General features: G+C 68.8%; 27 protein-coding genes and 1 tRNA gene. 13 read left to right on the top strand and 15 right to left on the bottom strand.

Going from position 1 to position 26,535, the window contains the following annotated elements; translation table 11 throughout:
* Positions 1 to 15: 15 nt before the first annotated feature.
* From ACLBWJ_RS02515 to opgC, 4 genes are read left to right on the top strand one after another with little or no spacing between them, the layout of a single operon-like run.
* A complete protein-coding gene (locus ACLBWJ_RS02515) occupies positions 16 to 2,022 on the top strand; it encodes a glycosyltransferase family 2 protein (RefSeq protein ID WP_447659689.1) in 2,007 nt (668 codons plus the stop codon).
* Positions 2,023 to 2,025: 3 nt separating this feature from the next.
* Positions 2,026 to 2,361, top strand: a complete 336-nt coding sequence (locus tag ACLBWJ_RS02520; RefSeq protein ID WP_064956687.1) for an STAS domain-containing protein — start codon at positions 2,026 to 2,028, stop codon at positions 2,359 to 2,361.
* A complete protein-coding gene (locus ACLBWJ_RS02525) occupies positions 2,354 to 2,773 on the top strand; it encodes an ATP-binding protein (RefSeq protein WP_323987585.1) in 420 nt (139 codons plus the stop codon). Before ACLBWJ_RS02520 ends, ACLBWJ_RS02525 begins: the two co-directional genes overlap by 8 nt.
* Positions 2,770 to 5,259, top strand: a complete 2,490-nt coding sequence (opgC, locus tag ACLBWJ_RS02530) for an OpgC domain-containing protein (RefSeq protein ID WP_447659690.1) — start codon at positions 2,770 to 2,772, stop codon at positions 5,257 to 5,259. The genes ACLBWJ_RS02525 and opgC overlap by 4 nt, the downstream gene beginning before the upstream one ends.
* 30 nt (positions 5,260 to 5,289) lie before the next feature.
* Here the strand turns inward: opgC and ACLBWJ_RS02535 are convergent, their stop codons facing one another.
* The 9 genes from ACLBWJ_RS02535 to ACLBWJ_RS02575 form a co-directional block, all read right to left on the bottom strand.
* Positions 5,290 to 6,462, bottom strand: a complete 1,173-nt coding sequence (locus ACLBWJ_RS02535) for a SpoIIE family protein phosphatase (protein WP_282502464.1) — start codon at positions 6,460 to 6,462, stop codon at positions 5,290 to 5,292.
* Between the two features lie 95 nt (positions 6,463 to 6,557).
* Complete coding sequence (locus tag ACLBWJ_RS02540) at positions 6,558 to 6,974, bottom strand: pilus assembly protein TadG-related protein (RefSeq protein ID WP_282502463.1); 417 nt, start codon at positions 6,972 to 6,974, stop codon at positions 6,558 to 6,560.
* Complete coding sequence (locus ACLBWJ_RS02545; RefSeq protein ID WP_447659691.1) at positions 6,971 to 7,432, bottom strand: TadE family protein; 462 nt, start codon at positions 7,430 to 7,432, stop codon at positions 6,971 to 6,973. The genes ACLBWJ_RS02540 and ACLBWJ_RS02545 overlap by 4 nt, the downstream gene beginning before the upstream one ends.
* Positions 7,407 to 7,793 (bottom strand): TadE/TadG family type IV pilus assembly protein, encoded by a 387-nt coding sequence (locus tag ACLBWJ_RS02550; RefSeq protein WP_282502461.1) that lies wholly within the window; start codon positions 7,791 to 7,793, stop codon positions 7,407 to 7,409. The genes ACLBWJ_RS02545 and ACLBWJ_RS02550 overlap by 26 nt, the downstream gene beginning before the upstream one ends.
* A gap of 1 nt (position 7,794) precedes the next feature.
* A complete protein-coding gene (locus tag ACLBWJ_RS02555) occupies positions 7,795 to 7,983 on the bottom strand; it encodes a hypothetical protein (protein ID WP_274177752.1) in 189 nt (62 codons plus the stop codon).
* Between the two features lie 30 nt (positions 7,984 to 8,013).
* Positions 8,014 to 8,931: a type II secretion system F family protein gene (locus tag ACLBWJ_RS02560; RefSeq protein ID WP_274177751.1), complete on the bottom strand. Its 918-nt coding sequence runs from the start codon at positions 8,929 to 8,931 to the stop codon at positions 8,014 to 8,016.
* Entirely contained in the window at positions 8,928 to 9,791 is an 864-nt protein-coding gene (locus tag ACLBWJ_RS02565) for a type II secretion system F family protein (protein WP_447659692.1), read from the bottom strand. The genes ACLBWJ_RS02560 and ACLBWJ_RS02565 overlap by 4 nt, the downstream gene beginning before the upstream one ends.
* Positions 9,788 to 10,963 (bottom strand): CpaF family protein, encoded by a 1,176-nt coding sequence (locus ACLBWJ_RS02570; RefSeq protein WP_404568002.1) that lies wholly within the window; start codon positions 10,961 to 10,963, stop codon positions 9,788 to 9,790. Before ACLBWJ_RS02570 ends, ACLBWJ_RS02565 begins: the two co-directional genes overlap by 4 nt.
* A gap of 90 nt (positions 10,964 to 11,053) precedes the next feature.
* Positions 11,054 to 11,680, bottom strand: coding sequence for a TetR family transcriptional regulator (locus tag ACLBWJ_RS02575; protein ID WP_323987574.1), 627 nt, complete (start codon positions 11,678 to 11,680; stop codon positions 11,054 to 11,056).
* Positions 11,681 to 11,766: 86 nt separating this feature from the next.
* Here ACLBWJ_RS02575 and ACLBWJ_RS02580 point away from each other — a divergent pair, with 86 nt between their 5' ends.
* Entirely contained in the window at positions 11,767 to 12,705 is a 939-nt protein-coding gene (locus ACLBWJ_RS02580; protein ID WP_447659693.1) for an ABC transporter ATP-binding protein, read from the top strand.
* Positions 12,695 to 13,474, top strand: coding sequence for an ABC transporter permease (locus ACLBWJ_RS02585; protein ID WP_447659694.1), 780 nt, complete (start codon positions 12,695 to 12,697; stop codon positions 13,472 to 13,474). The genes ACLBWJ_RS02580 and ACLBWJ_RS02585 overlap by 11 nt, the downstream gene beginning before the upstream one ends.
* Before the next feature lie 470 nt (positions 13,475 to 13,944).
* Here ACLBWJ_RS02585 and ACLBWJ_RS02590 read toward each other — a convergent pair whose 3' ends face one another.
* Positions 13,945 to 14,886, bottom strand: coding sequence for a LysR family transcriptional regulator (locus tag ACLBWJ_RS02590; RefSeq protein WP_447659695.1), 942 nt, complete (start codon positions 14,884 to 14,886; stop codon positions 13,945 to 13,947).
* A 118-nt stretch (positions 14,887 to 15,004) separates the two neighbouring features.
* Here ACLBWJ_RS02590 and ACLBWJ_RS02595 point away from each other — a divergent pair, with 118 nt between their 5' ends.
* The 5 genes from ACLBWJ_RS02595 (at position 15,005) to ACLBWJ_RS02615 (ending at position 19,088) form a co-directional block, all read left to right on the top strand.
* Positions 15,005 to 16,048 (top strand): putative oxygenase MesX, encoded by a 1,044-nt coding sequence (locus ACLBWJ_RS02595; protein WP_447659696.1) that lies wholly within the window; start codon positions 15,005 to 15,007, stop codon positions 16,046 to 16,048.
* A gap of 15 nt (positions 16,049 to 16,063) precedes the next feature.
* A complete protein-coding gene (locus ACLBWJ_RS02600) occupies positions 16,064 to 17,116 on the top strand; it encodes a methionine synthase (protein ID WP_282502459.1) in 1,053 nt (350 codons plus the stop codon).
* A gap of 77 nt (positions 17,117 to 17,193) precedes the next feature.
* Positions 17,194 to 18,027 (top strand): formate/nitrite transporter family protein, encoded by an 834-nt coding sequence (locus ACLBWJ_RS02605; protein ID WP_447659697.1) that lies wholly within the window; start codon positions 17,194 to 17,196, stop codon positions 18,025 to 18,027.
* A gap of 106 nt (positions 18,028 to 18,133) precedes the next feature.
* Positions 18,134 to 18,215, top strand: a tRNA-Leu gene (locus tag ACLBWJ_RS02610).
* Between the two features lie 51 nt (positions 18,216 to 18,266).
* A complete protein-coding gene (locus ACLBWJ_RS02615; protein ID WP_447659698.1) occupies positions 18,267 to 19,088 on the top strand; it encodes a DedA family protein in 822 nt (273 codons plus the stop codon).
* Here the strand turns inward: ACLBWJ_RS02615 and ku are convergent, their stop codons facing one another.
* The gene (gene ku, locus ACLBWJ_RS02620; RefSeq protein WP_323987567.1) at positions 19,089 to 20,066 is read right to left on the bottom strand and encodes a non-homologous end joining protein Ku; all 978 of its coding nucleotides are present in this window, start codon (positions 20,064 to 20,066) and stop codon (positions 19,089 to 19,091) included.
* A gap of 61 nt (positions 20,067 to 20,127) precedes the next feature.
* Between ku and ACLBWJ_RS02625 the strand changes: the two genes are divergently transcribed.
* Positions 20,128 to 22,554 carry an ATP-dependent DNA ligase gene (locus tag ACLBWJ_RS02625; protein WP_447659699.1) on the top strand — a complete coding sequence of 809 codons (2,427 nt, stop codon included), beginning with the start codon at positions 20,128 to 20,130 and terminating at the stop codon, positions 22,552 to 22,554.
* Here ACLBWJ_RS02625 and rdgB read toward each other — a convergent pair.
* Genes rdgB through murI form a run of 3 tightly spaced genes read right to left on the bottom strand, consistent with a single transcriptional unit; the run spans position 22,551 to position 24,740 of the window.
* Complete coding sequence (gene rdgB, locus ACLBWJ_RS02630; protein ID WP_274177734.1) at positions 22,551 to 23,144, bottom strand: RdgB/HAM1 family non-canonical purine NTP pyrophosphatase; 594 nt, start codon at positions 23,142 to 23,144, stop codon at positions 22,551 to 22,553. The two genes, ACLBWJ_RS02625 and rdgB, sit on opposite strands and share 4 nt — an antisense overlap.
* Complete coding sequence (gene rph / locus ACLBWJ_RS02635; RefSeq protein WP_112614334.1) at positions 23,141 to 23,872, bottom strand: ribonuclease PH; 732 nt, start codon at positions 23,870 to 23,872, stop codon at positions 23,141 to 23,143. Before rph ends, rdgB begins: the two co-directional genes overlap by 4 nt.
* 31 nt (positions 23,873 to 23,903) lie before the next feature.
* Positions 23,904 to 24,740: a glutamate racemase gene (gene murI, locus ACLBWJ_RS02640; protein WP_114587995.1), complete on the bottom strand. Its 837-nt coding sequence runs from the start codon at positions 24,738 to 24,740 to the stop codon at positions 23,904 to 23,906.
* A 79-nt stretch (positions 24,741 to 24,819) separates the two neighbouring features.
* Here murI and ACLBWJ_RS02645 point away from each other — a divergent pair, with 79 nt between their 5' ends.
* Complete coding sequence (locus tag ACLBWJ_RS02645; protein ID WP_447659700.1) at positions 24,820 to 26,142, top strand: nicotinate phosphoribosyltransferase; 1,323 nt, start codon at positions 24,820 to 24,822, stop codon at positions 26,140 to 26,142.
* A gap of 113 nt (positions 26,143 to 26,255) precedes the next feature.
* Here ACLBWJ_RS02645 and ACLBWJ_RS02650 read toward each other — a convergent pair whose 3' ends face one another.
* Positions 26,256 to 26,522, bottom strand: a complete 267-nt coding sequence (locus ACLBWJ_RS02650; RefSeq protein ID WP_023951164.1) for a DUF3039 domain-containing protein — start codon at positions 26,520 to 26,522, stop codon at positions 26,256 to 26,258.
* Positions 26,523 to 26,535: the final 13 nt, after the last annotated feature.

The following is a 26,535-nucleotide window of genomic DNA, read 5'->3' on the forward strand; positions in this document are numbered from 1 at the left end:
GACCGAGGGAGATCGATGGTCTTCGAGACGACGTTGGGCCGCGAGGGGACGCGGCGGGATGCGGCGCGCCAGTCGAAGAAGTCGTCGAGACGTCTCGCACTGATCCGCCTGGTGGTTCTGCTCGCAGCGATCTCCGGTGTGAACTACATCGTCTGGCGCTGGCTCGCCTCGGTGAACTGGGAGGCGTGGTGGATCGCCGTGCCCCTCGTGCTCGCCGAGACGTACAGCCTGATCGATTCGCTCATCTTCGCCGTCGGCGCCTGGCGGCTGCGCGAACGCCACGATGCGCCGCCGCTGACACGCGAGGTCACGGTCGACGTCCTCGTCACCACGTACAACGAACCGCTCGACCTCGTCATGCGCACGGCGCGCGCCGCGCAGGCGATCAGCTACCCGCACGAGACCTGGATCCTCGACGACGGCGACCGGCCCGAGCTCCGCCGTCTCGCCGAGGCCGAGGGCATCGGCGTCGTCACCCGGTCGCAGGCGTGGCGTGACCGGCCGCGCCACGCGAAGGCCGGGAACATCAACAACGCCCTCATGGTCACGGAGGGCGAGTTCCTGCTCATCCTCGACGCCGACCAGGTGCCCTCGCCGAAGATCCTCGATCGCACGCTCGGCTGGTTCATGGACGACAAGGTCGCCCTGGTCCAGACGCCGCAGTGGTTCGTCAACGTTCCACCCAGTGACCCGCTCGGCAGCCAGGCGCCGTTGTTCTACGGCCCGATCCAGCAGTCGAAGGACGGGTGGAACGCGGCGTTCTTCTGCGGATCGAACGCGATCCTCCGCCGCGAGGCACTGATGCAGCTCGGGGTCTCACGCTACGTCGACGAGGTCACGCTCGCCGTCAACCGCGGCGTGCGATCCTCCCGTCGCGTGCTCGCACGCGCGCGTCGGGATCACGGCTCGGACCCGCGCATCACGGCCGCCCTCGACACCGTCGCGGACGCCCTGGATCAGGTGAAGGTCGAGATCGCGCGCGGCGATGCCCTCGCCGATGTGACTTATGCGTTCCAGAGCCGCATCGATCGGGTGCGTCGGGAGCTGAGCGATCAGGACGTCTCCGACGTCCGTGAGGAGTTGCGCGCTCTCGCCGAGCTCACCGCCGACACCGAGGCCCTCGCCGTCATCGATGAGGTCACTCTCGACGCTCTGGGCGATCGGAGCCTCTCTCCGCTGGCTGCGCTCGAGTCGATCAGCATGCTCGTCTCGGCGTTCGATGTCGGGCGCGACGAAGAGGCCCAGGCGATCATGCCCCTCGCGACCATCTCGGTCACGGAGGACATGGCGACCTCGATGCGGCTGCACGGTCTGGGCTGGAAGTCGGTGTACCACGACGAGGTGCTGGCCGAGGGTCTCGCCCCCGAGGATCTGCCGACGATGCTGACGCAGCGGCTGCGATGGGCTCAGGGCACCATGCAGGTGATGTTCCGCGAGAACCCCCTCGTGCAGCGCAGCCTCAGCTGGGGCCAGCGGATCATGTACTTCGGCACGATGTGGAGCTACTTGGCCGGCTTCGCCGGCATCGTCTACATCGCCGCGCCCGTGCTCTACCTGACGTTCGGCGTCATGCCCGTGCAGGCGTGGAGCGTCGACTTCTTCGCGCGCTTCATCCCCTTCTTCCTCCTGAACCAGCTGCTCTTCCTCGTCGTCGCCAACGGACGCCCGACCTGGCGCGGTGCCCAGTACTCGCTCGCGCTCTTCCCCGTCTGGATCCGCTCCGTGACGACGGCGTTCGCAAACGTCTACCGCGGTCGAGCCTTGGGGTTCGCCGTCACCCCGAAGACGCGCGCCGCCGAGGACAGCCCGCGATGGGACCTCGTGAAACCGCAGCTGATCGCGATGGCTGCGCTCGTCCTGTCGCTCGTCGCCGTCGCCATCCGGTACGCCGTCGGGCAGGCGCAGGGCATCGCGCCCCTCATCAACATCGTCTGGGTGCTGTACGACCTCATGGTCTTCAGCATCATCATCCGCGCCGTGCTCTACCGGCCACCGGCACACCTGGAACTGAAGGAGACCTGACCCATGCTGGACCTCGATATCGACGTACGCGAGAACGGTCGGGTCGTCCGCCCCCACGGGCGGCTCACCATGGTCTCGGCCCGTCCTTTCCGCGAGCGGGTGACCGAAGAGATCGCCGCAGCGGGCGAATCGCCCGTGATCGTGGATCTGTCGGATGTCGCCTTCATCGACTCGTCGGGCCTCGGCGCCCTCGTCGCGTGCCTCAAGACTGCACGTCAAGGCGGCGGCGACCTGCGGCTCGCCGCGCCGAGCGAACAGGTGACGATGGTGCTCGGTCTGACGAACCTCGACCGCGTGCTCCGGCCGCGCGCCACCGTGCAGGACGCCCTCGATGGCTGAGGTCGTCCACCGGTCGCTCGTCGCCGATGTCTCGCTCGAGAGCGTCGAAGCCGTCCATGATCTGCTCGCATCGTGGTGGGAGGAAGCCGGCGACGTCGAGCCCCGTACGCGCTTCGCATTCGAGATCGCCGTCGTCGAGATCGCGGGCAACATCGTCGAGCACTCCGTAGCCGCGCACGGCGCCGAAGGACGGCACTTCACCCTCGACCTGCAGGCCACACCCGAGGCATTGACGGCGACCTTCGAGGACGACGCTCAGCCCGCCGAACTCGACCTCAGTGCTGTGACCATGGCCGACGCCGACTCCGAGGACGGCCGCGGCCTCGCCCTCGCCCTCGCGAGCGTCGACTCCGTCGAGCACCGCTACGAGAACGGGCGCAACGTCTGGACTCTCGAGTGCCGCCGCGAGTGACGCGGCACCTGCGGCGGGCGCTGGCGGCCCTGGCTTTAGCGACGGCCACCGCTCTTCTGACGGCGCCCGCGGCGATCGCTGATACCGGCGAGCCTGCCCCCGTCGCGCAGGACGGACTCTGGTTCGGCCCGGAGCTCGACTGGGGCTCGGACGGCCCCGACGGATACGCCGACCGGCTCGGCGAGACGCCCGCGACCTACGCCATCCGCTTGTCGTACCCACTCGATGACAGAGCCCGCCAGGACTGGTCTCGCGCAGCCACGGCGGCCTCCGCCCAGGGCGCCGTCCTCGTCCTGAGCATGGAACCGCGGGTTCCTCTCGCGGACCTGACGCGCGACGATGCCGCGGCGTTCAACGCGATGCTCGAGAAGATGCAGGGCGACTACGACACGCACCATCTCGTGCGTTTCGCCCCCGAGATGAACGGTTCGTGGACCTCGTGGGGGCAGCAGCCGCGCGAGTTCGTGCGCGCGTTCGAGGCCGTGTCCGACGTCGTCCACGACGGCGGATCGGGAGCCGAGATGGTCTGGGCCCCGTCATACGGCGCGGGGTACCCCTTCGAGCGCGCCGACGGGCGCCTCGACGACCTCTCCCCCGCGGACCTTCGAGCTCTCGACACCGACGCGGACGGACTGCTGACCGAGGCCGACGACCCGTACGGCCCCTACTTCCCCGACGCGGATGCCGTCGACCGGGTAGGCCTGACGATGTTCTACTTCGGCAAGGGCGAGTCGGGAGCTGCCGCGGGTCGCGACGTGCCGCTCGTGTCGAACAGCGCTCCTGACGAGGGTGAGGTGGCCGCGCGCCTCGACGAGCAGTGGGGCTACACCGTGCCGCAGGCGGAGACCTTCTACGACAGGTTCGCGGCGGGCGAGAGCCGGGACATTCTGCTCGACACCGGCGCGCTCTACGACTTCTCACTCGACGGAGACACCGAGATCGCCGTCAAGCAGGGCTGGTGGCGCCAGGTGCTCGCCGAGCTGCCCGACCACCCGCGGATCACCGCGGTCACCTGGCTCGAGGCCGTGCGCGAAGAAGCCGAGGCCGGCGCCCAGGAAGTCGACTGGCGTCTGACCGCCTCGGGTGAGCTGGCGAGCGCGTTCCGCGCCGACCTCGCGGCATCCGGGCAGGTCCAGTGGAGTCCGATCACCGACGTGATCACCCCCGAGCAGGCCTCGGCCAGCACCGTGCAGGTGCGCGAGGGCAACGACGAGATGAACTGGATCACCGGCGCCGCCGCCGTGCTCGCCATCGCGTTTCTCGTCTCGGGGATCGTGGGACGGACGCTGCCGTCGTGGCGCTACCCCGACGATTCCGCGACTCGCGACCTGCGCATCGACATGATGCGGGGCTTCGTCATCATCGTGGTCGTCGTGACGCACATCGAGGTGCTGAGCCCCTACTCGTTCGCGTCGCGGAACATCATCGGCGCCATCACGGGTGCCGAGCTCTTCGTCCTGCTGAGCGGCGTCGTCCTCGGCATGGTCTTCCCCGCCGCAGTGAAACGCGGCGGGGAGTGGGGCGCGGCGCTCGCTGCGTGGGCCCGAGCACGAAAGCAGTACCTCGTCGCGCTCGCCGTCATCCTGCTGATCTTCGTCGTCAGCTTCGTGCCGTTCATCGACGCGTCGGCGATCATGACGTTCACCGACCGCGGCACCGGCGAGGACGGTCAGGCGACCTCCGGCCGCGTCTACGACCTCTACCCGAATGCCGATCGCCTGCTCGACTACCCGCCGCCGTGGTACGCCGTGCGCCAGCTGCTGCTGCTCGAGATGGGACCGTGGCCCTTCAACATCATGGGGCTGTTCGTCGTGCTGAGCCTGGCCTACCCCGCGCTCATGTGGCTCATCCGCCGGCGCCTGTGGTGGCTCGTGCTGGCGGGCAGCTGGGGCCTGTACGCCCTCCACATCACGATGCCGGAGCTGTCACCGCTGCCGTCGCAGTTCAACGCGGTCTTCCCCCTGCTTGCCTGGCAGGTGCTCTTCACGCACGGACTCGTCATCGGGTACTACCGGCGCCAGATCATCCGGGCGCTCACCTCCACACCGGGGAAGATCCTCGTCGGGCTCTTCGTCGTCGGCTACGCCGGGTTCCTCGTCTATCTCTGGGCGGGCGACAGCTTCGGGTTCGAGCCGGCCCCGTTCCCTGCCGGCCTCTACGGGATGCTCTACGACTCGGGCTACCCGCGGATCGATCTGCACTGGGGGCGCCTGCTCGACCTCGTTCTCGTGATCACCTGCAGCTACGCCGTGCTCACGGTGGCCTGGAGGCCGATCAACGCGGTCATGGGGTGGCTCTGGATCCCGCTCGGGCAGGCGAGCCTCTACGTGTTCATCGTGCACGTGTTCTTCGTGCTCGCCGTCGCGAACATCCCCGGCCTCGACCGGCAGAGCTTCTGGCAGGGAACGCTGATCCATACCGCGGTCATCGCGCTCATCTACCTGATGGTGCGGCGGCGGTTCCTCTTCTCGGTGATCCCCCGCTGACGCGCGGTCAGAGCGCGCCCGCGCCGTGCGTCAGCGCACCGAGATGACCACCGCCGTCACGTCATCGTCGACGACGTGCTCGGAGACGCGGATGGACAGCTCGTCGAAGAAGGCATCCGGTTCGCTGGCGCGGCGGAGGTCTTCGCCGATGAGACGCAGGCTGTCGAGCGTGGAGTCATAGGCGTCGAGGGCCCCGTCCGAGACGGAGACGATCAGGTCGCCGTGACCGACCACGGTCTCGCCCGCCTCCCACTCGGCGTCGGAGGGGCGCAGGCCGAGCGGGAGGTTGCGGGAGCTCAGGCGCTCGCTCGTGCCGTCGGCGCGGAGAAGCAATGTGAGCCCGTGCCCCGCATCGACGTAGGCCACCCGGCCGCTCCGGGTCTCGATAACCGCGTGGAACAGGGTGGCGAAGGTCTCGCGATAGCGCTTGTCGTGCCGGGCATAGTCCTCGACCGAGAGCATCGCCTCGACGGGGTCGAGGTGGGCGCGCTGCTGGAGTGCGCCGATCAGCTCCTCGGCGAACCCGCCGGCCTCTTCACCCTTGCCCATGACGTCGGCGAGAGTGACGATGATGCGGTCTCCGACCTGTTGCCAGCTGCTCCGGTCACCGCTGACCTGCCCATACGGGATCGCCAGGGCGGCCAGGCGAACCTCCCCCGCCGCCAGACGGTCATCACGCACGGCCGGGGCGACCGACGCGGCGGGCACGGGCCCGGCACCGGAGACACCGGGATCGTCCATGCGCATCTCGGCCTGCGCCCATAAGCCGAAGCGCTCGAACGCGTCGCGGTCGGCGTCGCTGAGATCACGAGGCGAGGTGTCGAGCAGGCAGAGTGTGCCGACGGTCTCTCCCGCATCGGTGTGGATCGGAAAGCCCGCGTAGAAGCGGATGCCGTGCTCGGCGACGATCGCGCGGTCGGCGAACCGCGGGTCGGCGCGGCCGTCGGGAACCTCGAGGACGGCGGGCTGCTTGACGGCCTCGCCGCAGAACGAGTCCTCGATCGGGGTGTGCCGGAAGTCCGACTCCGCCGGCTGCGACTTCGTGAACACCGTCTCGGAGTTCACGACGTTGACGACGGCGTAATCGACGTCGAACATCTCGCGTGCGAGCCGCGTGATGCGGTCGAAGCGCTCCTCCGGGGCGGTGTCCATCAGACCGAGTCGCGTCACCGCGTCGTCGTTGACATCGAGTTGCTGGGTCATGAGTGGGCTCCCATCCACGCATTGCCGGTCCTCCGACCCTAGTCAGCGCGAATTCCTCCGGTAAGGAGGTTGCATTATCGCTGCGCGTCCGGGACTCAACGCAGCACGGTCCGGCTCGTCGCGGTCGCCTCGACCCTCACGCCGTCGGGCACGAACACCGATGACACCGGAGGGTGCCACACCGTCGCCACGGTGACTCGCGCGGACACCCCATCGGGCGTGCCGGCTTCGACCAGCGTCACGTCACCGGTTGCCGCGATGACCTCGGCGGCCAGGTCACGGACGTCGGCCGGGTCGAGCACAGTGCGCGGTGAGCCTTCGTCGACGACCAGCGCAAACCCGTCGGATGCCGCCAGGGCCGCGGCATCCGCGACGGCGTCCGCCCGCTTGTGGGCGAGATACAGGCTCATCGCGTCCGCGCCGACGAGGACGAGCACGATGGCGAGCAGGGCGTATCCGAGTGTGAGGGGCAGCACGCTCCCCTCGTCCCCCAGCCGGTGATGACGCCTCATGGCGCGCCCCACAGGCGCGGCATCCGTTGCACCGCGGTCGCCTCGATCGGAACACGGGCGAGCCGGTCGAGGCCGAGCACGGGAGGCACGAGCGGAAGCGTCGCCTCGGTCTCCGCGGTGACGCGGAACATCTCGCCCGGTCGCGGGCACGGACCAGCCCCGTCGCACGAGACGGCGAGCGCGAGATCGTCCGCCGCCATGCCGTACTCGGCGGCGATAGCGCGCGTGATCGCTTCAGCGCGCGTGTCGGCCTGGGCTACATCAGTGGCTGTCGCAACCGCGCGGGCGATGTGTCGTGCTGCCGCCTGAGCCGCGAACGTGTGCGACTGAACGATGCCGAGGGAGACGATCAGGTATACGACGGGGACGAGCAGGATGAGTCCTGCAGTCAGGAACTCAAGGGACGCCGATCCGTCATCGTCGCCACGTCGCTTACTCCCCGTCGTCCGCAGGCGCATGCGCGGTCACCTCCCACGCTGCCGGGATGCCCATCAATCCGACGAGCGGCAGGGTCAGCCGCATCGTCACCTGCACCATGGTCGCGTCGTCGACCGCAGTGCGCTGTGCCCGAACGCCCTGCACGAACCCCGCCCCGAGCGTCCGGTCGACGATCTCCCGGGCGCGCGCGGCTCCCTCTCCGTCGGTCACGTCGGCGAGCGCGGCGTCGTAAGCGCCTTCGACAGCCGCGTCGTGAGCGACCCCCCGAACGTAGACGGCGAGAGCGAGCTGCATGACCCCCAGGGTCAGCAGGGTCAGCAGCGCTCCGACCATCACGAACTCCGCCGGACTCGACCCGCGGTCGTCGAGAGCGAACGCCATGTCAGAGTCCGGACACTCGCGCGATGGCCTGTTCGAACAGATTCGACAGCGCGGGCCCGGCGAGCGCCCAGATGACGACGACCAGCCCGGCCGTCATCAGGGTGACGAGCACCCAGCCGGGAACATCGCCTCGCTCGTCATCCCGGAGATCTCGTGCAGCGCCTCGGACCATCGTGACCGTTCGTCTCATCGCGTTTCCTTTCTTCGTTCTGAATGTGGTTCACAGCCCCAGGCGCAGCATCACGATGCCGGGGAACACCGCGAACAGGACCGAGAGAGGCAGCACGAGGAACACCAGCGGAAGCAGCATGAGGATCTCCTTGCGCCCGGCCTGCTCGATCAGAACCCGCTTCGCGTCCTCGCGCGCATCGGCAGCCTGGGTCTGCAGGACCTGCGCCAACGGGGCGCCACGTTCGATGGCTCCCACGAGCTGGTCGACCGCGCGATCGATACTGGCCACGTCGAGGGAGCGCGCCATGTCGCGCAGGGCATCGATCAGGGTCGACCCGGTCCCGGCGGCCAAGACGGCGGCGCGCAGATGTGCGGTCAGTTCGCCGGCGCCCACCTCGCTGACGCGGCGCAACGCATCGTTGAGGCTCTCGCCCGCAGAGAGGCAGAGCGCGAGGAACTCCAGCACCGTGGGCACCTCTTCTCGCACCTGCCGCATCCGCTTCTCCGCGGCCTGGGCCAGCACCATGTGGAGACCGAGCATTCCGGCGGCAGCGAGAACGACCGGAAGCAGCAGCGTGGCGCCGTTCGCATCGCCGCGCATCACGACGGCGACGGTCAGCGCGGTGCCGAGCGTGAGTCCCCCGACCCCCGCGAGCAGCTGCCGGAGACGGAACCTCTCGGGCGTCAGCGCCCAGCCGGCCCGCAGGAGCCGTCGCCGGAGGGCTACCGGGCCGCCCAGCTTCGCGCCCATCCGCGTGGCGCGTTCCCGCCAGCCTGCGAGCCACGACGAGCCCGCATGGAGCGGGGTCAGGCCGATCGGATCGGCGATGTCGCGCAGATAGGGCGCAATCCTGCGCTCAAGAGGTGGCGCGACCCATCGCGGCATTCCGGAGATCGTGAGAAGCACACCGGCAGCAAGCGCTGTGCCCAGCACGACGGCAATGGCGAGCTCCGACACCCCGGTCACCGCACCCACCGCCGCGGTTCGGGAAGCCGGCCGATCCGCAGCATGACCCGGTATGCGAGGAACGACACCGCCGCGCCCACGATGATGAGGATCGCTCCCTCCGCCGAGGCATACGCGCGGGCCCCTTCCGGTCGAAGTGCCAGGAGCGTGAGCACCACCCAGGGAGCGATCAATCCGAGCACGGCTGCGCCTCGGATCCACGACTGGCGCGCCTCCACCTCGGCGCGGAGAGCCGCATCGGCGCGGACGGACGTCGACAGCGCCCTGAGAACCGGGACCAGCTCAGTCCCTCCGACCTGCCGGGCCATCCGGAGGGTCTCGACGATGCGGTCGGCCACCGGGTCTGCGAGAACCGCCTGCAGACGCGCGGCACTGGTGTCGAAATGACCGGACGCGGCGAGATCTCGCGCGAAGCCCCGGAAGGCGCGTCGCAGGGCGGGCGGCCCGGTCTCGGCGATCGACGAGACCGCGTCACCGAGCGGCATCCCGGCCCGAACCGATGCGACGAGCAGATCGCAGACGTCGGGCCAGAGCCCCCGGCGCACTTTCCGAAGTCGGCGGGCGCGCGAGCGCAGCCAGGCCGTCGGCAGCAGCGCTCCTGCCCCGGCAGCGACGGCGGCGACGACGGGGAGGGAGGTCACCAGCCAGGCAGCCGCGGCGGCGAGCGCTGCTGACCCGACCGATATGGCGCCGAGCCCGCTCACCGGCGCATGTGCGAACCCGGCGGATTCGAGGAGGCCGCGGCCGAATCCGCGAGCGCGACCGGATGTGGCTGGTGTCATCGCCTCACGAGGCGACAGCCACGGCGCGACGATGAGCACGAGCCCGGCGCCGAGGGTCGCGCCCCAGAAAAGGGTCACCCGTGGCTCCGATACACCGACCGGGTCGCGATCACACCGTCGGTCACGGCGCCGGTGGGCGACACGATCTCGGCGACGCGTCGGCGCCCCGAGTCCAGGAGCTCGCAGTGCACCACGATGTCGACGGATGCCGCGAGGGCATCACGCACGAACTCGACGTCGATGTTCCGCCCGGCCAGAAGCGGGAGGGCCGAGAGCTTCCGCAGCGCGTCCGCGGCGGAGTTCGCGTGCACCGTTGCGGCGGCGGGCACGCCGGTGTTGAGAGCAAGGAGCAGATCGAGAGCTTCGGCATCGCGCACCTCCCCCACGACGAGGCGGTCGGGTCGCATACGGAGCGCCTCCTTCACGAGGCGCCGCAGCGTCACCTCTCCCCCGCCCTCAAGGCTTGGCTGCCGGGCCTGCAGGGCGACGACGTCGGGCAGATCGACGAATAGCTCGAACGTCTCCTCCACCGTGACGACGCGCTGCTCGGCGGGGCTTGCTGCAACCAACGCGCTGAGCATGGTCGTCTTACCCGCGTGGGTGGCCCCGGACACGATGATGTTCCGTCCGCTCGCGATCGCGGTGCGCAGGATGTCCGCCGCCTCCACGGTCACCGACCCGACCGCCACCAGGTCGTCGAGCGTGCGGAACGTGCGGAGGAACTTGCGGACGTTGACGGCCCAGTGCCGCGTGATGTCTGGGATGACGACGTGGAGCCGGGAACCGTCGGGAAGCGACGCGTCGGCGAAGGGTTGACTCAAGTCGACGCGGCGACCGCTGGCGTGCAGCATCCGCTCGACCAGGTCGCGCACCTGCTCCTCGGTCAGGGCCAAAGCGACCCTCTCGCTCCGTCCGCCTCGCGCGACGAAGACGCGGTCGGGAGCGTTGATCCACAGCTCCTCGACACTCGGATCATCGAGCAGCGCCTGCAAGGGGCCGTAACCGGCCACGGATGCCAGCACGCGGCGCACCGCAGCGGACTCGTCGTCGACCGCTTCGAGCCCGCGTGCCAGAGCGAAATCGTTGTGTCGCTGCACCTCCGCGACCGCGACGCGCTCGACCTCGTCCGGGCGCTCGGCAGGATCGATGCCCTCCGACCGCAGCCGATCGCGCAGACGGCACGCGATCCGCGTCTCGGGAGGCAGATCAGGCGGCTCGGACCCGGATGCGGAAGAGAGGGAGATGCTCACCCGCAGCATCGTGGTCGTTACCTCGTCAGCCCGTGGCGACTTTCCACAGGGCTAGCTCCAGCGCTCAGGCCGGCGCCGGCGATCGAGGCGCTACCCTGCCTGATCCCGGGCCTCGTGAAGCGTTCGCGCGAGCGACAGCACTGCCGTCTTGTACAGCTCGGGTCTCACATTCTCCGGGTCGAAAAGGGCCAGCGCAGACAATCCCAAGTCGAGGGCCGTCAGGATGCGGAACTGATCGGCGGGAGGCATTTGCGCGAACCTGCTGTCGGCCGGGATCGGGGACGCGTCGGCCGGGATGTCGTCGGGCGGCGATATGAACCCGAGGAACTCAGCCGTTAGTCGGTCATCCCGCAGCGCGTAAGGAATGAAGTCGAAGACCAACCGCGCGTAGCTGGCGCGATCGCCGCTTCTCGCAGTGCGGATCCAGATGTCGCACCACGCTTCGAGTCGTTCATCGTCATTCGTCGCCCTCTCGAGGGTGGCACGAAAGTCCTGTGCCTCCGGCGAGAGCGCCTGACGGTATCGGATGACCTCCAGGATCAGTTGACCTTTGTCGCGGAAGTTGGAGTAGACCGCCCCCTTCGTCAGTCCGGCTTCCAGCGCCACGTCGTCGAGAGAGGCGCCTGCAACGCCGTGCGCGGCGAAGATCCGCTCTGCCGCTTCGAGCAACAGCGTCCTGTTCCGCTGCCGCTGTTCATCGCGGGTCGTCCGTGTCATGGGTCGAATCCTAGAACAGCGCGACCAGCCGCCTTCGACACCGTCGAGGCGTTGATCCGGGTTTCGAATACTGTCAGTATCTGGATATGGAACGCGTAGCAGCTGGCACCGACGCCCTATCGCTGGAGCAGATCACCAAGATCTACAAGCGAGGGGGTACTGCGGCGAATCGGGCGGTCAGCCTGACCTTCCGCCCGGGTGAGCTCGTCGCGTTGGTCGGCCACAACGGGGCGGGGAAGACCACACTCCTCAATCAGATCATCGGAGTGGTGAAGCCTACCTCCGGGGACATCCGTTACGGAGCAGCCTCGCTCGTTTCGTCACCGGATCTCGCGCGCCGGGTCGCGTCGATGATGCCGCAGATGCACGCTCCGCTGACGGGCGTGACGCCGTGGCAGGCGATAACGTCGATCGCCCGATTGAGGGGCCTCTCTGGATCAGATGCCAAGACCGCCGCGCTCGGCTTGATCGATTCGCTCGACATCGAGCCCTGGAAGAACACCGGCGGCGAGAAGCTCTCCGGCGGCCTGCGTCGATTGACGTCGTTCGGGATGGCTGTGATCGCGCCCCCACCGGTGCTGTTGATTGATGAGCCCACAAACGACGTCGACCCGATCCGGCGGCCCCTGATCTGGCGACATCTGCGCCGGCTCGCCGATGACGGACACACCGTCGTGGTGGTCACGCACAACCTGGTCGAAGTCCAGCGCGCCGCCGACCGGTACGTGTTGCTCCAGAACGGCACAGTCCTCGTCGACAGCACGCCGAGCCAACTGCGTCAACAGGCGCGCACCGCCACCCTCACCGTTTCTCTCCATCCCGGTTGCGAGGTCACGACAACTCCCCCGGTCGCAGCGCACATGGTCGACGACGATGGGCAGCTCACACTCGACCTGGAACCGGCGCAGATCCCCGCCGCGATCGAATGGGTGCTCCACCTGGTCGATACCGGCACCGCTGACACCTATGCGCTCGCGCCGGCATCGCTCGAAACCCTCTACGAAGGGATCACCCATGGCCGTTGACGTTCTCACGACCCCGACGATCAGCGTGCCACGCCGGCGCGCGTGGCTCGGCAGCTGGTGGGGTCTTGTCCGGTGGAGCCTGACTCGGCACAAATACCTCTTGCCGGCGTTCACCGTGGTGCAAGCCCTATTCGCCATCGCGATCGTTTACGGCCTCGCGCTGATGATCCCGAACATCGGCGCCGAGGCGGCCCGCTATCTCTCCTCAGGCGCCTGGACGCTGGGAATCATTGCCGTCGGGTGCGTGCTCGCCCCGCAGATCATGAGCACCTCGAAGCAGGAGGGCCTGCTCGACTATCAGAGAACCCTTCCGGTTCCGCGCTCCGCGATCCTCCTCGCTGACGCCGTCGTCTGGAGCTTCGCGGCGTTGCCCGGGATCGCGGTCGGAATGCTCGCCGCGTTCCTGCGCTTCGAGCTCGACATCCACCTCGACCTGCTCGCCGTGGCCGCGATCCTCGCTGCGCAATTCACCGCGGTGAGCATCGGCTACGCGATCGCGCTCTGGCTGCCGATGGGTGCCACGTCTCTCGTGACGCAGGTCATCATGATCGGGGGCTTGCTGTTTTCACCGATCACCTACCCCGCCGAGCGCCTCCCCGAATGGGCCGTCACACTCCACCAGTTCCTTCCGTTCGCGCCGATGGCAGACATCATCCGCGAAGCGGCTTTTCGGACCGGCGAGAGCCCGGTGGTGAACATCATCGTCGTGGCCGCGTGGGCGACGGCGGCATACTCGACGGCTTATCTCGCGCTGCGCAAGAGGCGATGATCTCGCCATCAGCCGTTCCGTGCGCGTCTACCGCGCAGGCGAGCCCCTGTCATACGCCATGCCCGCGGCATTTCTGACGGAGATGTCTGCTTCCAGTTTGGGCGGACTTTCCATGCGACGAAGGCGCTTGCTGCGAAGATCGCTCCGAGCACGGCAGGGATCCAACTCTGCACGGTGGCGTCATCGCCGAGCGCCGCTGGTAGCAACCAGATCAGGCTCGCTCCCGCCGCCGCTGCGATGATGAAGAAGAGCAGAAAGTGGCCTCTCGAACGCTTCATAACTCACCTCCGGTGAAGCAGCCCATGACGGCTCCGATAGACGCCCCGCCAACGGCCGCGATGCCGCCGATGCATGCTGCACAGATGGTAGCAGTGGGGGCGTAACGGGCACCCGGCATCGTGGCCGCTACCCCGTGAAGCGGTGGCGACCTTCCACAGGGCCGGTCGGCTCACCACCTCGCCACCCCAGCCTCACCCGAGCAATTCGATGCCGAACCCCGCGACGACGGCCCGCACCTCGTCGAGATACCGCTGCGCCTGCTCCGTGAGCGGAACAGCCGTGCGGCCGATCCAGCCGATCTCGATGCGCTCGTCGACGTCGAGGGGCACGGCGACGATCTCGGGGTCGAGGTCGTCGCTGATGATGCCCGTCGAGATCGTGTAGCCGTCGAGGCCGATCATGAGGTTGAAGATCGTCGCACGGTCCGACACCCGGATCTCCTGCGTGCTCGAGAGCGTCGAGAGGATCTCCTCGGCGAAGTAGAACGAGTTGTTCGCACCCTGGTCGAACGTCAGGCGGGGCAGGTCGGCGAGGTCGTCGAGCGTCGCGCGGGCCCGCGAGGCGAGCGGGTTCCGGCGCGCGACGAAGATGTGCGGCTGGGCGACGAACAGCGGGTGGAACGCGAGCCCGGAATCGCGCAGCAGCTTGTCGATGACATTCCGGTTGAAGTCGTTGCGGAACAGGATGCCGAGCTCGCTGCGCAGCGTCCGGACGTCTTCGATGATGTCCCACGTCCGGGTCTCGCGCAGCGAGAACTCGTACTCCGGCGCCCCGGTGCGCCTGACCATCCGAACGAACGCGTCGACGGCGAACGAGTAGTGCTGTGTCGAGACACCGAGCAGCCGGCGCGACGGCGGCCGCCCGAGGTAGCGCTGCTCGAGCAGCTCGGCCTGCTCGACGACCTGGCGGGCGTAGCCGAGGAACTCGACGCCGTCGGTGGTGAGAGTCACGCCTCGGGCCGAGCGCACCAGCAGATCGCGGCCGACCCGCGCCTCGAGGTCCTTCATCGCCGCCGACATCGTGGGCTGGGCGACGTAGAGCAGATCGGATGCCGCCGAGATCGAGCCCTCGGCGGCGACCTCGATGAAGTACTGCAGCTGCTGAAGGGTGATCCCGCTTCGACGACCGGACATAGAGCCAGCCTATGGCAAAGGATAGTGACAGCGGATTACCCGATGGCTCCCCTCTGCCCACACCATGGAGCCAACATCTTCCGCATGGCTCTTCGGAGCTCCGCTTGATTGGCTGCTCATGGCGAACGAATTCGCGTTCCGCATCTCGACGACACGCTTCGACGAGGACTACTCCCCCTCCGACTCATCGCGGATCACGACCAACTTCGCCAACCTCGCCCGCGGCGAGCGCCGCCGTGAGAACCTCCGCGGAGCGCTCGCGATGATCGACGCTCGCCTGAATGACCTCGCCCGCACCGACAACCCGGAGGGCGACCGCTACACCGCCGAGCTCGACATCGTCTCGGTGAACCTGCGGTTCGAGGATGACGCCGAGGATGCGGCGACGCATGCTGCCGACGACCGCGAGTTCCCGTTGCTCGAGGTGCTCGACATCCACGTCCTCGATCGCCAGACCGGCGAGCGCCACCATGGCATCGTGGGCAACAACTTCTCGTCCTACCTCCGCGACTACGACTTCAGCATCCTGTTGCCCTCGGCCCAGCAGACGCCCGGCGCGTTCGTCGTGCCGGAGGACTTCGGCGACCTCCACGGGAAGCTCTTCCAGCACTTCCTCGAGTCCGACGCCTACCGCGAGCGGTTCCCGCAGTCGCCCGTCGTCTGCATCAGCGTGTCGACGAGCCGCACCTACCGGCGTAACGGCAACCGGCATCCGGTTCTCGGTGTCGAGTACGAGCAGGACTCCTTCTCGCTCACGGACGAGTACTTCGCCAAGATGGGGCTGCAGGTGCGGTACTTCATGCCGCGCGGCAGCGTCGCCCCGCTGGCGTTCTACCACCGCGGCGACCTGCTCGCTGAGTACACCGACCTGCAGCTGGCCGGCACCATCGGCACCATGGAGACGTTCCAGAAGATCTACCGGCCCGAGATCTACAACGCGACCGAGCCGGCGGGCGAGGTCTACCGGCCCACCCTCGAGAGTGACGACTTCGTGCGAACGGACATCACCTACGACCGGGTCGAGCGCAGCCAGCTCGCCACGACGCAGGGCAAATACGCCGAGGAGCACTTCGTGACCCCACACCGGCAGGTGCTCAGCCGCTGGGCCGCCGACTACGCCGCCCCGACCGCCGAGGCCGTGCCGGCCGCGCTGACCCGCTGACCCGAAGGACGATCCGTGTCGCATTCCCTCCTTCCCACCTCGACCGTCGGCAGCCTGCCCAAGCCGTCCTGGCTCGCCAAACCCGAAGTTCTGTGGTCGCCGTGGGAGCTGACCGGCGATGTGCTCGTCGAGGGAAAGCGCGATGCTCTCCGCGCTGCCGTTCACGAGCAGGAGCGCCGCGGACTCGACATCATCAGTGACGGCGAGCAGACGCGCCAGCACTTCGTCACGACCTTCATCGAGCACCTCGACGGTGTCGACTTCGAACGGCGCGAGACCGTCCGCATCCGCGACCGCTACGACGCGAGCGTCCCCACCGTCGTCGGCGCCGTCAGCCGCCGGCGGCCCGTCTTCGTCGATGACGCGGCCTTCCTCCGGCAGCAGACCGACCGCCCCATCAAGTGGGCGCTCCCGGGCCCCATGACCATGATCGACACGCTGGCCGATCGTCACTATCGGAGCCGCGAGAAGCTCGCGTGGGAGTTCGCGACGATCCTCAACCAGGAGGCCCGAGAGCTCGAGGCCGCCGGCGTCGACATCATCCAGTTCGACGAGCCCGCGTTCAACGTGTTCTTCGACGAGATGAAGGACTGGGGTATCGCCGCACTCGAACGAGCCGCCGAGGGCCTGCGCGCCGAGACGGTGGTGCACATCTGCTACGGCTACGGCATCGCGGCGAACAACGAGTGGAAGGCGACGCTCGGTCCGGAGTGGCGGCAGTACGAGGAGTCGTTCCCGCTTCTCCAGCGCTCGAGCATCGACGTCATCTCGCTCGAGAGCCACCACTCGCACGTTCCGGTGGAGCTGATCGAGCTCATCCGAGGCAAGAAGGTGATGCTCGGCGCCATCGACGTCGCCAGCCACGAGGTCGAGACGCCGGACGAGGTCGCCGAGACCCTCCGCCGTGCCCTCGAGTTCGTCGACGCCGACAAGCTGATCCCGAGCACCAACTGCGGCATGGCACCGCTGCCCCGCGCCGTGGCGAACGACAAGATCAGCGCCCTGGTGGCCGGGGCCGCCATTGTCCGAGCCGAGGTCTCCGAGCCGAGCGCGCTCGCCGTGCGCTGATCGGGTTATCCCCGGCCCGCCGCCCCCTTTCGGCCCGCGCATCGAGCGCACACTGGCGGCGGAAGGACGGTGATCCCGTGCTCACGATCCCCGAGGCGCTCGCCGCACAAGCCGAGAACGGCCGCCACAAGACGGACGGGCTGCGCTCGCCCGCTCGCTTCACGGTGTCGGGCATGCTCGCCGGCGCTTACATCGGCGTCGGGGTCGTTCTCATGGTCACGGCAGCCGGGCCCCTCTTCGCGGCGGGCTCGGGCTGGGGCAAGCTCGTGTCGGGACTGGTGTTCGGGGTCGCCCTGACGATCGTCGTCATCGCGGGCGGCGAGCTCGTGACCTCCTCGATGATGACGGTCCCCCAGGCGACGCTCATGAGGGCCGTGCCGGCGGGGCGCGCCGCCGGGGCGGTCCTGTGGACGTTCGGCGCCAACCTCGTCGGATCGGCCGTGTTCGGAGCGCTGATCGTCGCGTCGGGGGTGCTGCACAGCAACGCCGCGGCCGGCACGATGATCTCCGACATGCTCGCCGCGAAGGCACACGAGTCGCCGGTCGAGCTGTTCGTCCGCGGCATCCTGTGCAATGTGCTCGTCTGCATCGCGATCTGGATGACGGTGCGGCTGCGCAGCGAGACCGCCCGCATCCTGGTCGTCTTTGCGGCGATCCTCGCGTTCATCACATCCGGCTTCGAGCACGTCGTGGCGAACATGACCACGTTCACGATCGGTCTGCTCTCCGGCGACCCGTCGGCGACCGTGGGCGGCTTCGCCCTCAACCTGCTGCTCGTCGGCGCCGGGAACCTCGTCGGCGGCGGGCTCGTCGTCGGCGCCGGATACTGGTTCGTCGGCGGCTCCCCGCGACTCGCTGACGCCCCGGCGAACGTCCCGAACTCCGGACTCAGGAGCTCCATCGCGCGATAGGTGGGCCCGAGCGGCCATGCGCGCCGCGACCGCCCCATCGTCTCGGCGAATTCGGGGGTTATCCGGACGGATTCGCTTATCGCTGACGCCTAGACTGAACCCGTCCGCGGGAGTGGTGGAATTGGCAGACACGCAGGATTTAGGTTCCTGTGCCTCACGGCGTGTGGGTTCAAGTCCCACCTTCCGCACGGATCGGGCGTTCGCCCGCCCTCGCGTCATCCTCTCCCGACGGGAAACTCGTGCATCAGATCGCCCTCATCCCCTGGCTCGACCCCGCCACCATCATCAGCGCGGCGGGTCCGTGGGCTCTGCTCGTGGTGTGCTTCATCATCTTCGCCGAGACGGGACTGCTCGTCGGCTTCCTGCTCCCCGGCGACACGCTGCTGATCATGGCCGGCCTGCTGTCGAACCCGGTCACGCACGCCCCCCACGGAGTCTTCGGGATCAACGTCTGGATCGTCGGTCTCCTGATCGGATTCTCGGCATTCCTCGGCGGTGAGGTGGGCTACGTGATCGGTCGCAAGGGCGGTCCCGCCGTCTTCGAGCGCAAGGAATCGGGCCTGTTCAGTCGCCGCAACGTCGAGCGCACGAACGCGTTCTTCGAGCGATACGGCGGCGTCACCGTCATCCTCGCCCGATTCGTGCCCATCGTCCGCACGTTCGCGCCCGTCGCCGCCGGTGTCGGCAAGATGCCGTGGCATCGGTACTCGCTCTACAACCTCATCGGGGCCGTCATCTGGGGCTTCGGCCTGACCGTGATCGGCTACCTCGTGAGCCTCATTCCCGGCGTCGGCGAGTTCGTCGCGAAGTACATCGACGTCATCCTGCTCGCGGCCGTCGTCGGCACCGTCTTCTTCATCGTGTGGCACTACTTCGCCGAGAAGCGCAAGGCGAAGAATGAGATGGCCGCGGGGCCCGACGAATACACCGACGCCGACGAGGCGCGCGAGCTCGTGCTCGACCCGGAGGTCTTCCGCGAGCACGGCCACGGCGCTCCGCACGCGCACCGCCCCGACGCGTCCACGACCGACACCGACCGGCGCACCGACCCGCGGAGCTGATCAGGAGGCTTTCGCGCTCTTCTTCGCCGGAGCCTTCTTCTCGGCCGGCTTCTTCGCGGGAGCCTTCTTCGCGGGAGCCTTCTCGTCCGTGTCCTTCTTCGCGGCGCTCTTCGCGGTGCTCTTCTTCGCGTCCGTCTTCGTGCCGGAGCGCCCCGCGTCGCCGCCGTCCGACGTCTTCGAGCCCCCGCCACGCGCCGCACGGCTGCGCTCGACACTCGCCCGCAGCGCCTCCATCAGATCGATGACCTCGCCGCCCTCCTTCTCGGCCTTCTCACCGAAGGTCTCCGAGGTGTCGAGGGCGTCGCCCTTCTCGAGCTTGGCGTCGATGAGCGTCCGCAGCTCCTCCTGGTACTCGTCCGTGAACGCCTCGGGATCGAAGTCGCTCGAGAAGCTCTCGACGAGGGATGCCGACATCTCGAGCTCCTTCGCCGAAATGCGCACCGACTCGTCGAGGGCGGGGAACGCCGCCTCCCGAACCTCGTCCGCCCACAGCAGCGTCTGCAGCACGAGCACATCACCCCGCACGCGAAGCGCGGCGAGCCGCGTCTTCTGCCGCAGGGAGAACCGCACGATCGCGGTCCGGTCGGTCTGCTCGAGCGTCTTGCGGAGCAGGACGTACGACTTCGGCGAGGAGGAGTCGGGCTCGAGGTAATACGCCTTGTCGAGCGTGAGCAGGTCGATCTGATCGCTCGGCACGAACTCGACGACGTCGATCTCGCGGCTCCGCTCGGAGGGCAACGACGCCAGGTCCTCCTTCGTCAGGACCACGGTCTGCTCGCCGTCGTCGTAGGCGCGATCGATGTCGGCGTAGGGCACGACCTCACCGTCGATCTCGCAGATGCGCTGGTAGCGGATGCGCCCGCCGTCGGCGTTGTGCACCTGGTGCAGCGGCACGTCGTGGTCCTCGGTCGCCGAGTAGACCTTCACCGGCACATTGACGAGCCCGAAGGTGAGGGCGCCTTTCCAGATCGATCTCATGCACGAAGTACACACCGCAACCCCTCACCGACGCCAGCGGGTGGCGCAATAGCCTGTCGGCATGGCAGGAGAGCAGACGGTCCAGGTCGACGGCCGCCGGCTGCGCCTGTCGAACCTCGACAAGGTGCTGTACCCGAGAACGGGCACCACGAAGGGCGAGGTGATCGACTACTTCTCGCGCATCGCGCCGCTGATGCTGCCGCATCTCGACCGGCGCCCGGTGACACGCAAACGCTGGCCCGAGGGCGTCGAGCAGCCGGACTTCTTCGCCAAGGCCCTCGAGCCCGGAGCCCCGTCGTGGCTCCCCCGCCTGCCGATCGACCATTCCAGCGGCTCGAAGGACTATCCCCTCGTCGAGGAGGTCGCCTCGCTCGTCTACCTCGCACAGGTCGCGAGCCTCGAGCTGCACGTCCCGCAGTGGCGCTTCACCGACGCCGGCGAGCGCGGCGCCCCCGACCGGCTCGTCCTCGACCTCGATCCCGGCCCCGGCGTCGGCCTGGCCGAGTGCGCCGAGGTGGCGCGGTGGGTGCGCAGCATCCTGTCGGACATGGGCATGGAGTTGTTCCCCGTCACGAGCGGCAGCAAGGGCCTCCATCTGTACGCTCCGCTCGCCGGCGCGCAGACGAGCGATCAGGCCTCCACGTTCGCCAAGGAGCTCGCCCGGGCGCTCGAGGCCGACCACCCCGACCTCGTCATCAGCCAGATGACCCGCAGCGCCCGGGCGGGCAAGATCTTCCTCGACTGGAGCCAGAACAACGGCTCGAAGACCACCATCGCTCCCTACTCACTGCGTGGCCGCGACGAGCCGACAGTGGCCGCACCACGGACGTGGGACGAGCTGGACGACCCCGACCTGCGCCATCTGCGCTTCCACGAGATGCTCGAGCGCGCCCGTGACCTCGGCGACCTGCTGACGCCCCTCGCGCCCCGGCGGACGGCACCGCTCGCGCCGTACCTCGCCAAGCGCTCCGCGGACCGGACTCCCGAGCCGATGCCCGAGGCGGTGTCGGTGAGTGCGTCGGGGGTTCCGGGTACCGGCTCCGCCGGCAAACCCCGGTTCGTCATCCAGGAGCATCATGCTCGCCGCCTCCACTACGACCTGCGACTGGAGCGGGATGGCGTACTCGTCAGCTGGGCCGTGCCGCGCGGCATCCCCGAGACACCGGACCGCAACCATCTCGCCGTGATGACCGAGCCGCACCCGATGGAGTACCTGACCTTCCACGGCGAGATCCCGGCCGGTGAGTACGGCGCGGGAACGATGACCATCTGGGACACCGGTCTCTACGACCTCGAGAAGTGGCGAGACGACGAGATCATCTTCACGCTCCGAAGCACGAACGGCGGAGGGGCAGCCGATGCGCGCCTCGTGCTCATCCGCACCGGCGGGTCGGGTGAGAAGTCGCAGTGGTTGCTGCACCGGATGAGAAGCGACGTCACGGATGCGGCAGGCGCGGCGAGCCCCGGTTCTTCAGCATCCGAGACAGCCGCGTCGTCGCTGGGCGCGGCGGGTCCGGTGCCGCCCATGCTGGCCGTCCCCTCGTCGCCCGGGCCCGCCCGCGCGGCCGCGGAACGGTGGGGTCCCTGGGTCGAGTTCAAGTGGGACGGAGTCCGGGCGATCGCCTTCTGGGACGGCAAGCGGATGCGGTTGTACGCGCGAAGCGGTACCGACATCACCGCACGCTACCCCGAGCTCACCGACGCAGATGCCGATCTCGGCCTGGGCGACATTCCCCTCGTGCTCGACGGTGAGATCGTCGCGCTCGACGAGGCGGGCCGGCCGAGCTTCCCGCTCCTGCAGAACCGGATGCACCTCACCAAGGCCCGCGAGATCACCCGAGAACGGGCTCGGACTCCGGCCGACTTCTTCGTCTTCGACCTGCTGCGGCACGGCGACCGTGATGTCACTGATCTCCCGCTGCGGGAACGTCGTCGCCTGCTCGAGTCCGCGTCGGCGCGAGCACGGCCTCCGCTGGCCGTGCCGCCGGTGACGGATGACCTCGACGCTGCGCTCACCGCGGCCCGCCAGCTCGATCTCGAGGGCGCGGTCGTCAAAGACCCCTCGTCCCGCTATCGCATCGGCGTCCGTTCCGAAGAGTGGCTCAAGGTCAAGCTGACGCGAACGCAGGACGTCGTCGTCGGTGCCATCCGGCCGGGCAAGGGCGCCCGACGGGGCGGCATCGGGTCGCTGCTGCTGGGCATCCCCGACGACGACGGGGCGCTCCGGTACGCCGGTCGCGTGGGGTCGGGGTTCTCGGATGCCGAGCTGACACGGCTCACCGCGGCCCTCGACCCCCTCCGCACCGATCGGAATCCGTTCGTGGGTGTCCCGGCGGCCGACGCATCCGATGCGCTGTGGGTGCGACCCGAGCTCGTCGGCGAGGTCGAGTTCGCCGAGTTCACCCCCGGCGGCATCCTGCGCCATGCCCGGTGGCGCGGCCTGCGGCCGGATCGAGCGCCCGGCGACGTCCGCCGCGACGACGGCTAGAGCGAGCGCAGCACCTCGGTGAGCGCTACGAAGGCTCGCGCCCGGTGCGACGCGGCGTTCTTCTCCGCGGCGGACCACTCCGCGACGGTGCGAGCGGGCCCGGACTGCCCGTCGGGAACGAAGACGGGGTCGTATCCGAAACCACCCTCGCCGGCCGGCTCGGCGGCGAGCCGCCCCGTCCAGACGCCCTCGACGACGTGCTCGGTGCCACCGTCGACGAGCGCGATGACCGACACGAACTGCGCGGTGCGACGCGGGTCGGCGATGTCGGAGAGCTGATCGAGCAGCAGGGCCGTGTTGGCGGCGGCATCCTTCTTGTGGCCGGCCCAGTAGGCCGAGAAGGCGCCCGGGGCTCCCCCGAGGGCGTCGACGCAGATCCCCGAGTCGTCGGCGAGCGCCGGCAATCCCGTGTGCGCCGCTGCGGCCCGGGCCTTGATCAGCGCATTCTCCGTGAAGGTGACGCCGTCCTCGACCGGCTCCGGACCGTCGTAGCCGATCACCTGCAGATCGGGGCGGACCGCCGCGACGATCGCGTGGAACTCCTCGACCTTGTGCGGGTTGTGGGTCGCCAGGACGATGCGGCCGGTCATGCCAGCGTCGCCGCCTGGATGTCACGCAGCTGCGCGCATCCGTTCACACCGAGCTCGAGCAGCGCGTCGAGCTCGCGCTTGTCGAAGGGCGCGCCTTCGGCGGTGCCCTGCACCTCGACGAAGAGCCCGCGGCCGGTGACGACCACGTTCATGTCGGTCTCGGCCCGCACGTCCTCGACGTAGGCGAGGTCGAGCATCGGCGTTCCGTCGATGATCCCGACCGACACCGCCGACACCGAGTCGACCAGCGGGGCGGAGCGCTGTGCGATGAACTTCTGCGACCGGCCCCACTCGATCGCGTCGGCCAGAGCCACGTAGGCTCCGGTGATCGCGGCGGTGCGGGTGCCGCCGTCGGCCTGCAGCACGTCGCAGTCGATGACGATCGTGTTCTCGCCCAGCGCCTTCGTGTCGACGACGGCGCGCAGGGCACGACCGATGAGACGCGAGATCTCGTGCGTCCGCCCGCCGACCTTGCCCTTGATCGACTCGCGGTCGTTCCGGCTGTTCGTCGCGCGCGGCAGCATGGCGTACTCGGCCGTGACCCAGCCCTTGCCCTTGCCCGTCAGCCAGCGCGGGACGCCGTTGGTGAACGACGCCGTGCAGAGCACCTTGGTACCGCCGAAGCTCACGAGAGCCGATCCTTCGGCATGGGCGCTCCAGCCGCGCTCGATCGTCACGGTGCGGAGCTGGTCGGCGGTGCGCCCGTCGGCGCGCAGGGAATCGGTCATGAGGGGTCTCCGATCGGACGGCGGATGAGGGTCAGGATGCGGGTGGGGCGAGCTTCGGCAGCACGATCGCTCCGGTCTGGACCATGCGGACCGACGGCACGCCACGACCCATGAGCCGGTCGGCCAGGTTCAGGAAGTCGTCGCCGGAGTCGCCCGTGGCCTCGTAGACGTGACGGGGAACCGCGTCATCGTTCGCGAGCAGGCCGCGGGAGACCAGCTGTCGGTACACGTCCTTCGCCGTCTCGGAGTCGCTCGACACGAGCGCGACGTCGGGGCCCATGACGTAGCTGATCGCGCCTTCGAGGAAGGGATAGTGGGTGCAGCCCAGGACGAGCGTGTCGACCCCGGCGTCCCGGAGCGGCGCCAGGTACTCCTCGGCCACGGCGAGCACTTCGGGAGACTGCGTGATGCCCGCCTCGACGAACTCGACGAACCGCGGGCAGGATGCCGCGAACACCTCGAGGCGCTCGTTGACCTCGAGCATGTCCTGATACGCACGAGATGCGATCGTGCCGATCGTGCCGATGACGCCGATGCGGCCGTTCCGGGTGGTGGAGATCGCCGCGCGCACGGCAGGGTTGATGACCTCGACGACCGGGACGTCGTAGCGCTCCCGCGCGTCGCGCAACAGGGCCGATGAGGCGGTGTTGCACGCGATCACGAGCATCTTCACGCCCTCGTCGACCAGAGTGTCGAGGACCTCGAGCCCGTAGCGCCGGACGTCAGCGATGGGCTTCGGGCCGTAGGGCGAATGAGCCGTGTCGCCGATATAGAGCAACGACTCTCGCGGCAGCAGCTGCGAGATCGCCCGCGCCACCGTGAGCCCGCCCACGCCCGAGTCGAAGATTCCGATGGGCGCGTCATTCACGATCATCGAGCCTACCTGGCGTCGCACCCTCACATCCCGAGGCGCTGCAGCGGGATGCGGCGTCGCTACAGTGGCACACATGGCCTCCAGCGCTCTGCTCACCGACCGTTACGAGATCACGATGCTGCAGGCTGCGCTGCGCGACGGCACCGCCGATCGGCACTGCGTGTTCGAGGTCTTCGCGCGTCGGCTCCCGGGCGGGCGGCGATTCGGCGTCGTCGCAGGCACCGGGCGACTGCTCGAGGAGGTCGAGAACTTCCGCTTCGGCGACGAGGAGCTGGAGTTCCTGCGCGAGCACGGGGCGCTCGACGAGCAGACTCTCGCGTGGCTCGCCGACTACCGCTTCACGGGCACGATCACCGGATACCGCGAGGGCGAGCTCTACTTCCCCGGCTCGCCGGTCCTGACGGTCGAGGGCACCTTCGCCGAGGCGGTCGTGCTCGAGACCCTCGTGCTCAGCATCCTCAACTACGACTCCGCCGTCGCCACGGCGGCGGCGCGTATGGCGATCGCCGCCGGTGACCGCCCGCTCGCCGAGATGGGCTCGCGTCGTGCGCACGAGCGCAGCGCGGTGGCTGCGGCCCGGGCCGCGCACATCGCGGGCTTCGGCGCGACCAGCAACCTCGAGGCGGGCCGCACGTGGGGCATCCCGACCATGGGCACCGCCGCACACGCCTGGACGCTGCTCCACGACACCGAGGAAGCGGCCTTCCGCAGCCAGATCGACGCTCTCGGCGTCGACACCACGCTGCTGATCGACACCTACGACATCACCGAGGGCGTCGCGACGGCGATCCGAGTCGCCGGTACCGGCCTCGGCGGCGTTCGGATCGACTCGGGCGACCTCCCGACCGTCGCAGCCGACGTCCGCGCGCAGCTCGATGCACTCGGCGCGCGCGACACACGCATCACGGTCACGAGCGATCTCGACGAGTACGCGATCGCGGCCCTGGCGGCATCCCCCGTCGACGCATACGGCGTGGGGACGTCACTCGTCACCGGCTCGGGCACCCCTACAGCGGGCATGGTGTACAAGCTCGTCGCGCGGCAGAACGACGACGGATCGTGGCTCTCGGTCGCGAAGGCGTCAGCGGACAAGGCCTCCCACGGGGGTCGCAAGACGGCGTTCCGTGCGCTCGACGGCGGTACGGCCAAAGAGGAGGTCGTCGTCGTCTCCGACGGCTTCGAGCCGCTCGACACCCCTGCCGAGCACCCCGACGCGCGCGCACTGCAGACGACGCTCTTCTCGGATGGGCGTGCTGTGACCGAATGGATCGGGGCCGCGGGGGTTCGCGCCGCCCGCGCCCACCACGCCAGCGTGATCGAGGAGATGCCGGTGCGCGCTCTGGCGCTCAGCCGATCCGAGCCCGCGATCCCCACGGTTTACCACGACGCCGATTGAGGTCGCCGCGTCGACTGGGCCCACAACGCCGAAAACGCACCCTCTCGCTCAGAGCGCACCTTCGCCGGTGCGTCCTTGACGGGACGGTGCGTTTTCGCGATGTCGGTGGCGCGTCAGCGCGTCATCGACTCGTAGATCTCCTTGCATGTCGGGCAGACGGGGAACTTCTCCGGATCACGACCCGGCGTCCACTTCTTGCCGCACAATGCGCGCACCGGCTTGCCGGTGATCGCCGACTCGAGGATCTTGTCCTTCTTGACGTAGTGCGAGAACCGCTCATGGTCGCCCGGCTCGATCGTCTCCTCGCGGATCAGCTCTTCGAGCTCGCGGTCGAGGGTCGCGAGACCGCCCTGGTCGGGAGAATCGAGAGGAGTGCTCATGCGGGAATTCTAT

The sequence above is a fragment of the Microbacterium sp. M4A5_1d genome (genome assembly GCF_053345465.1).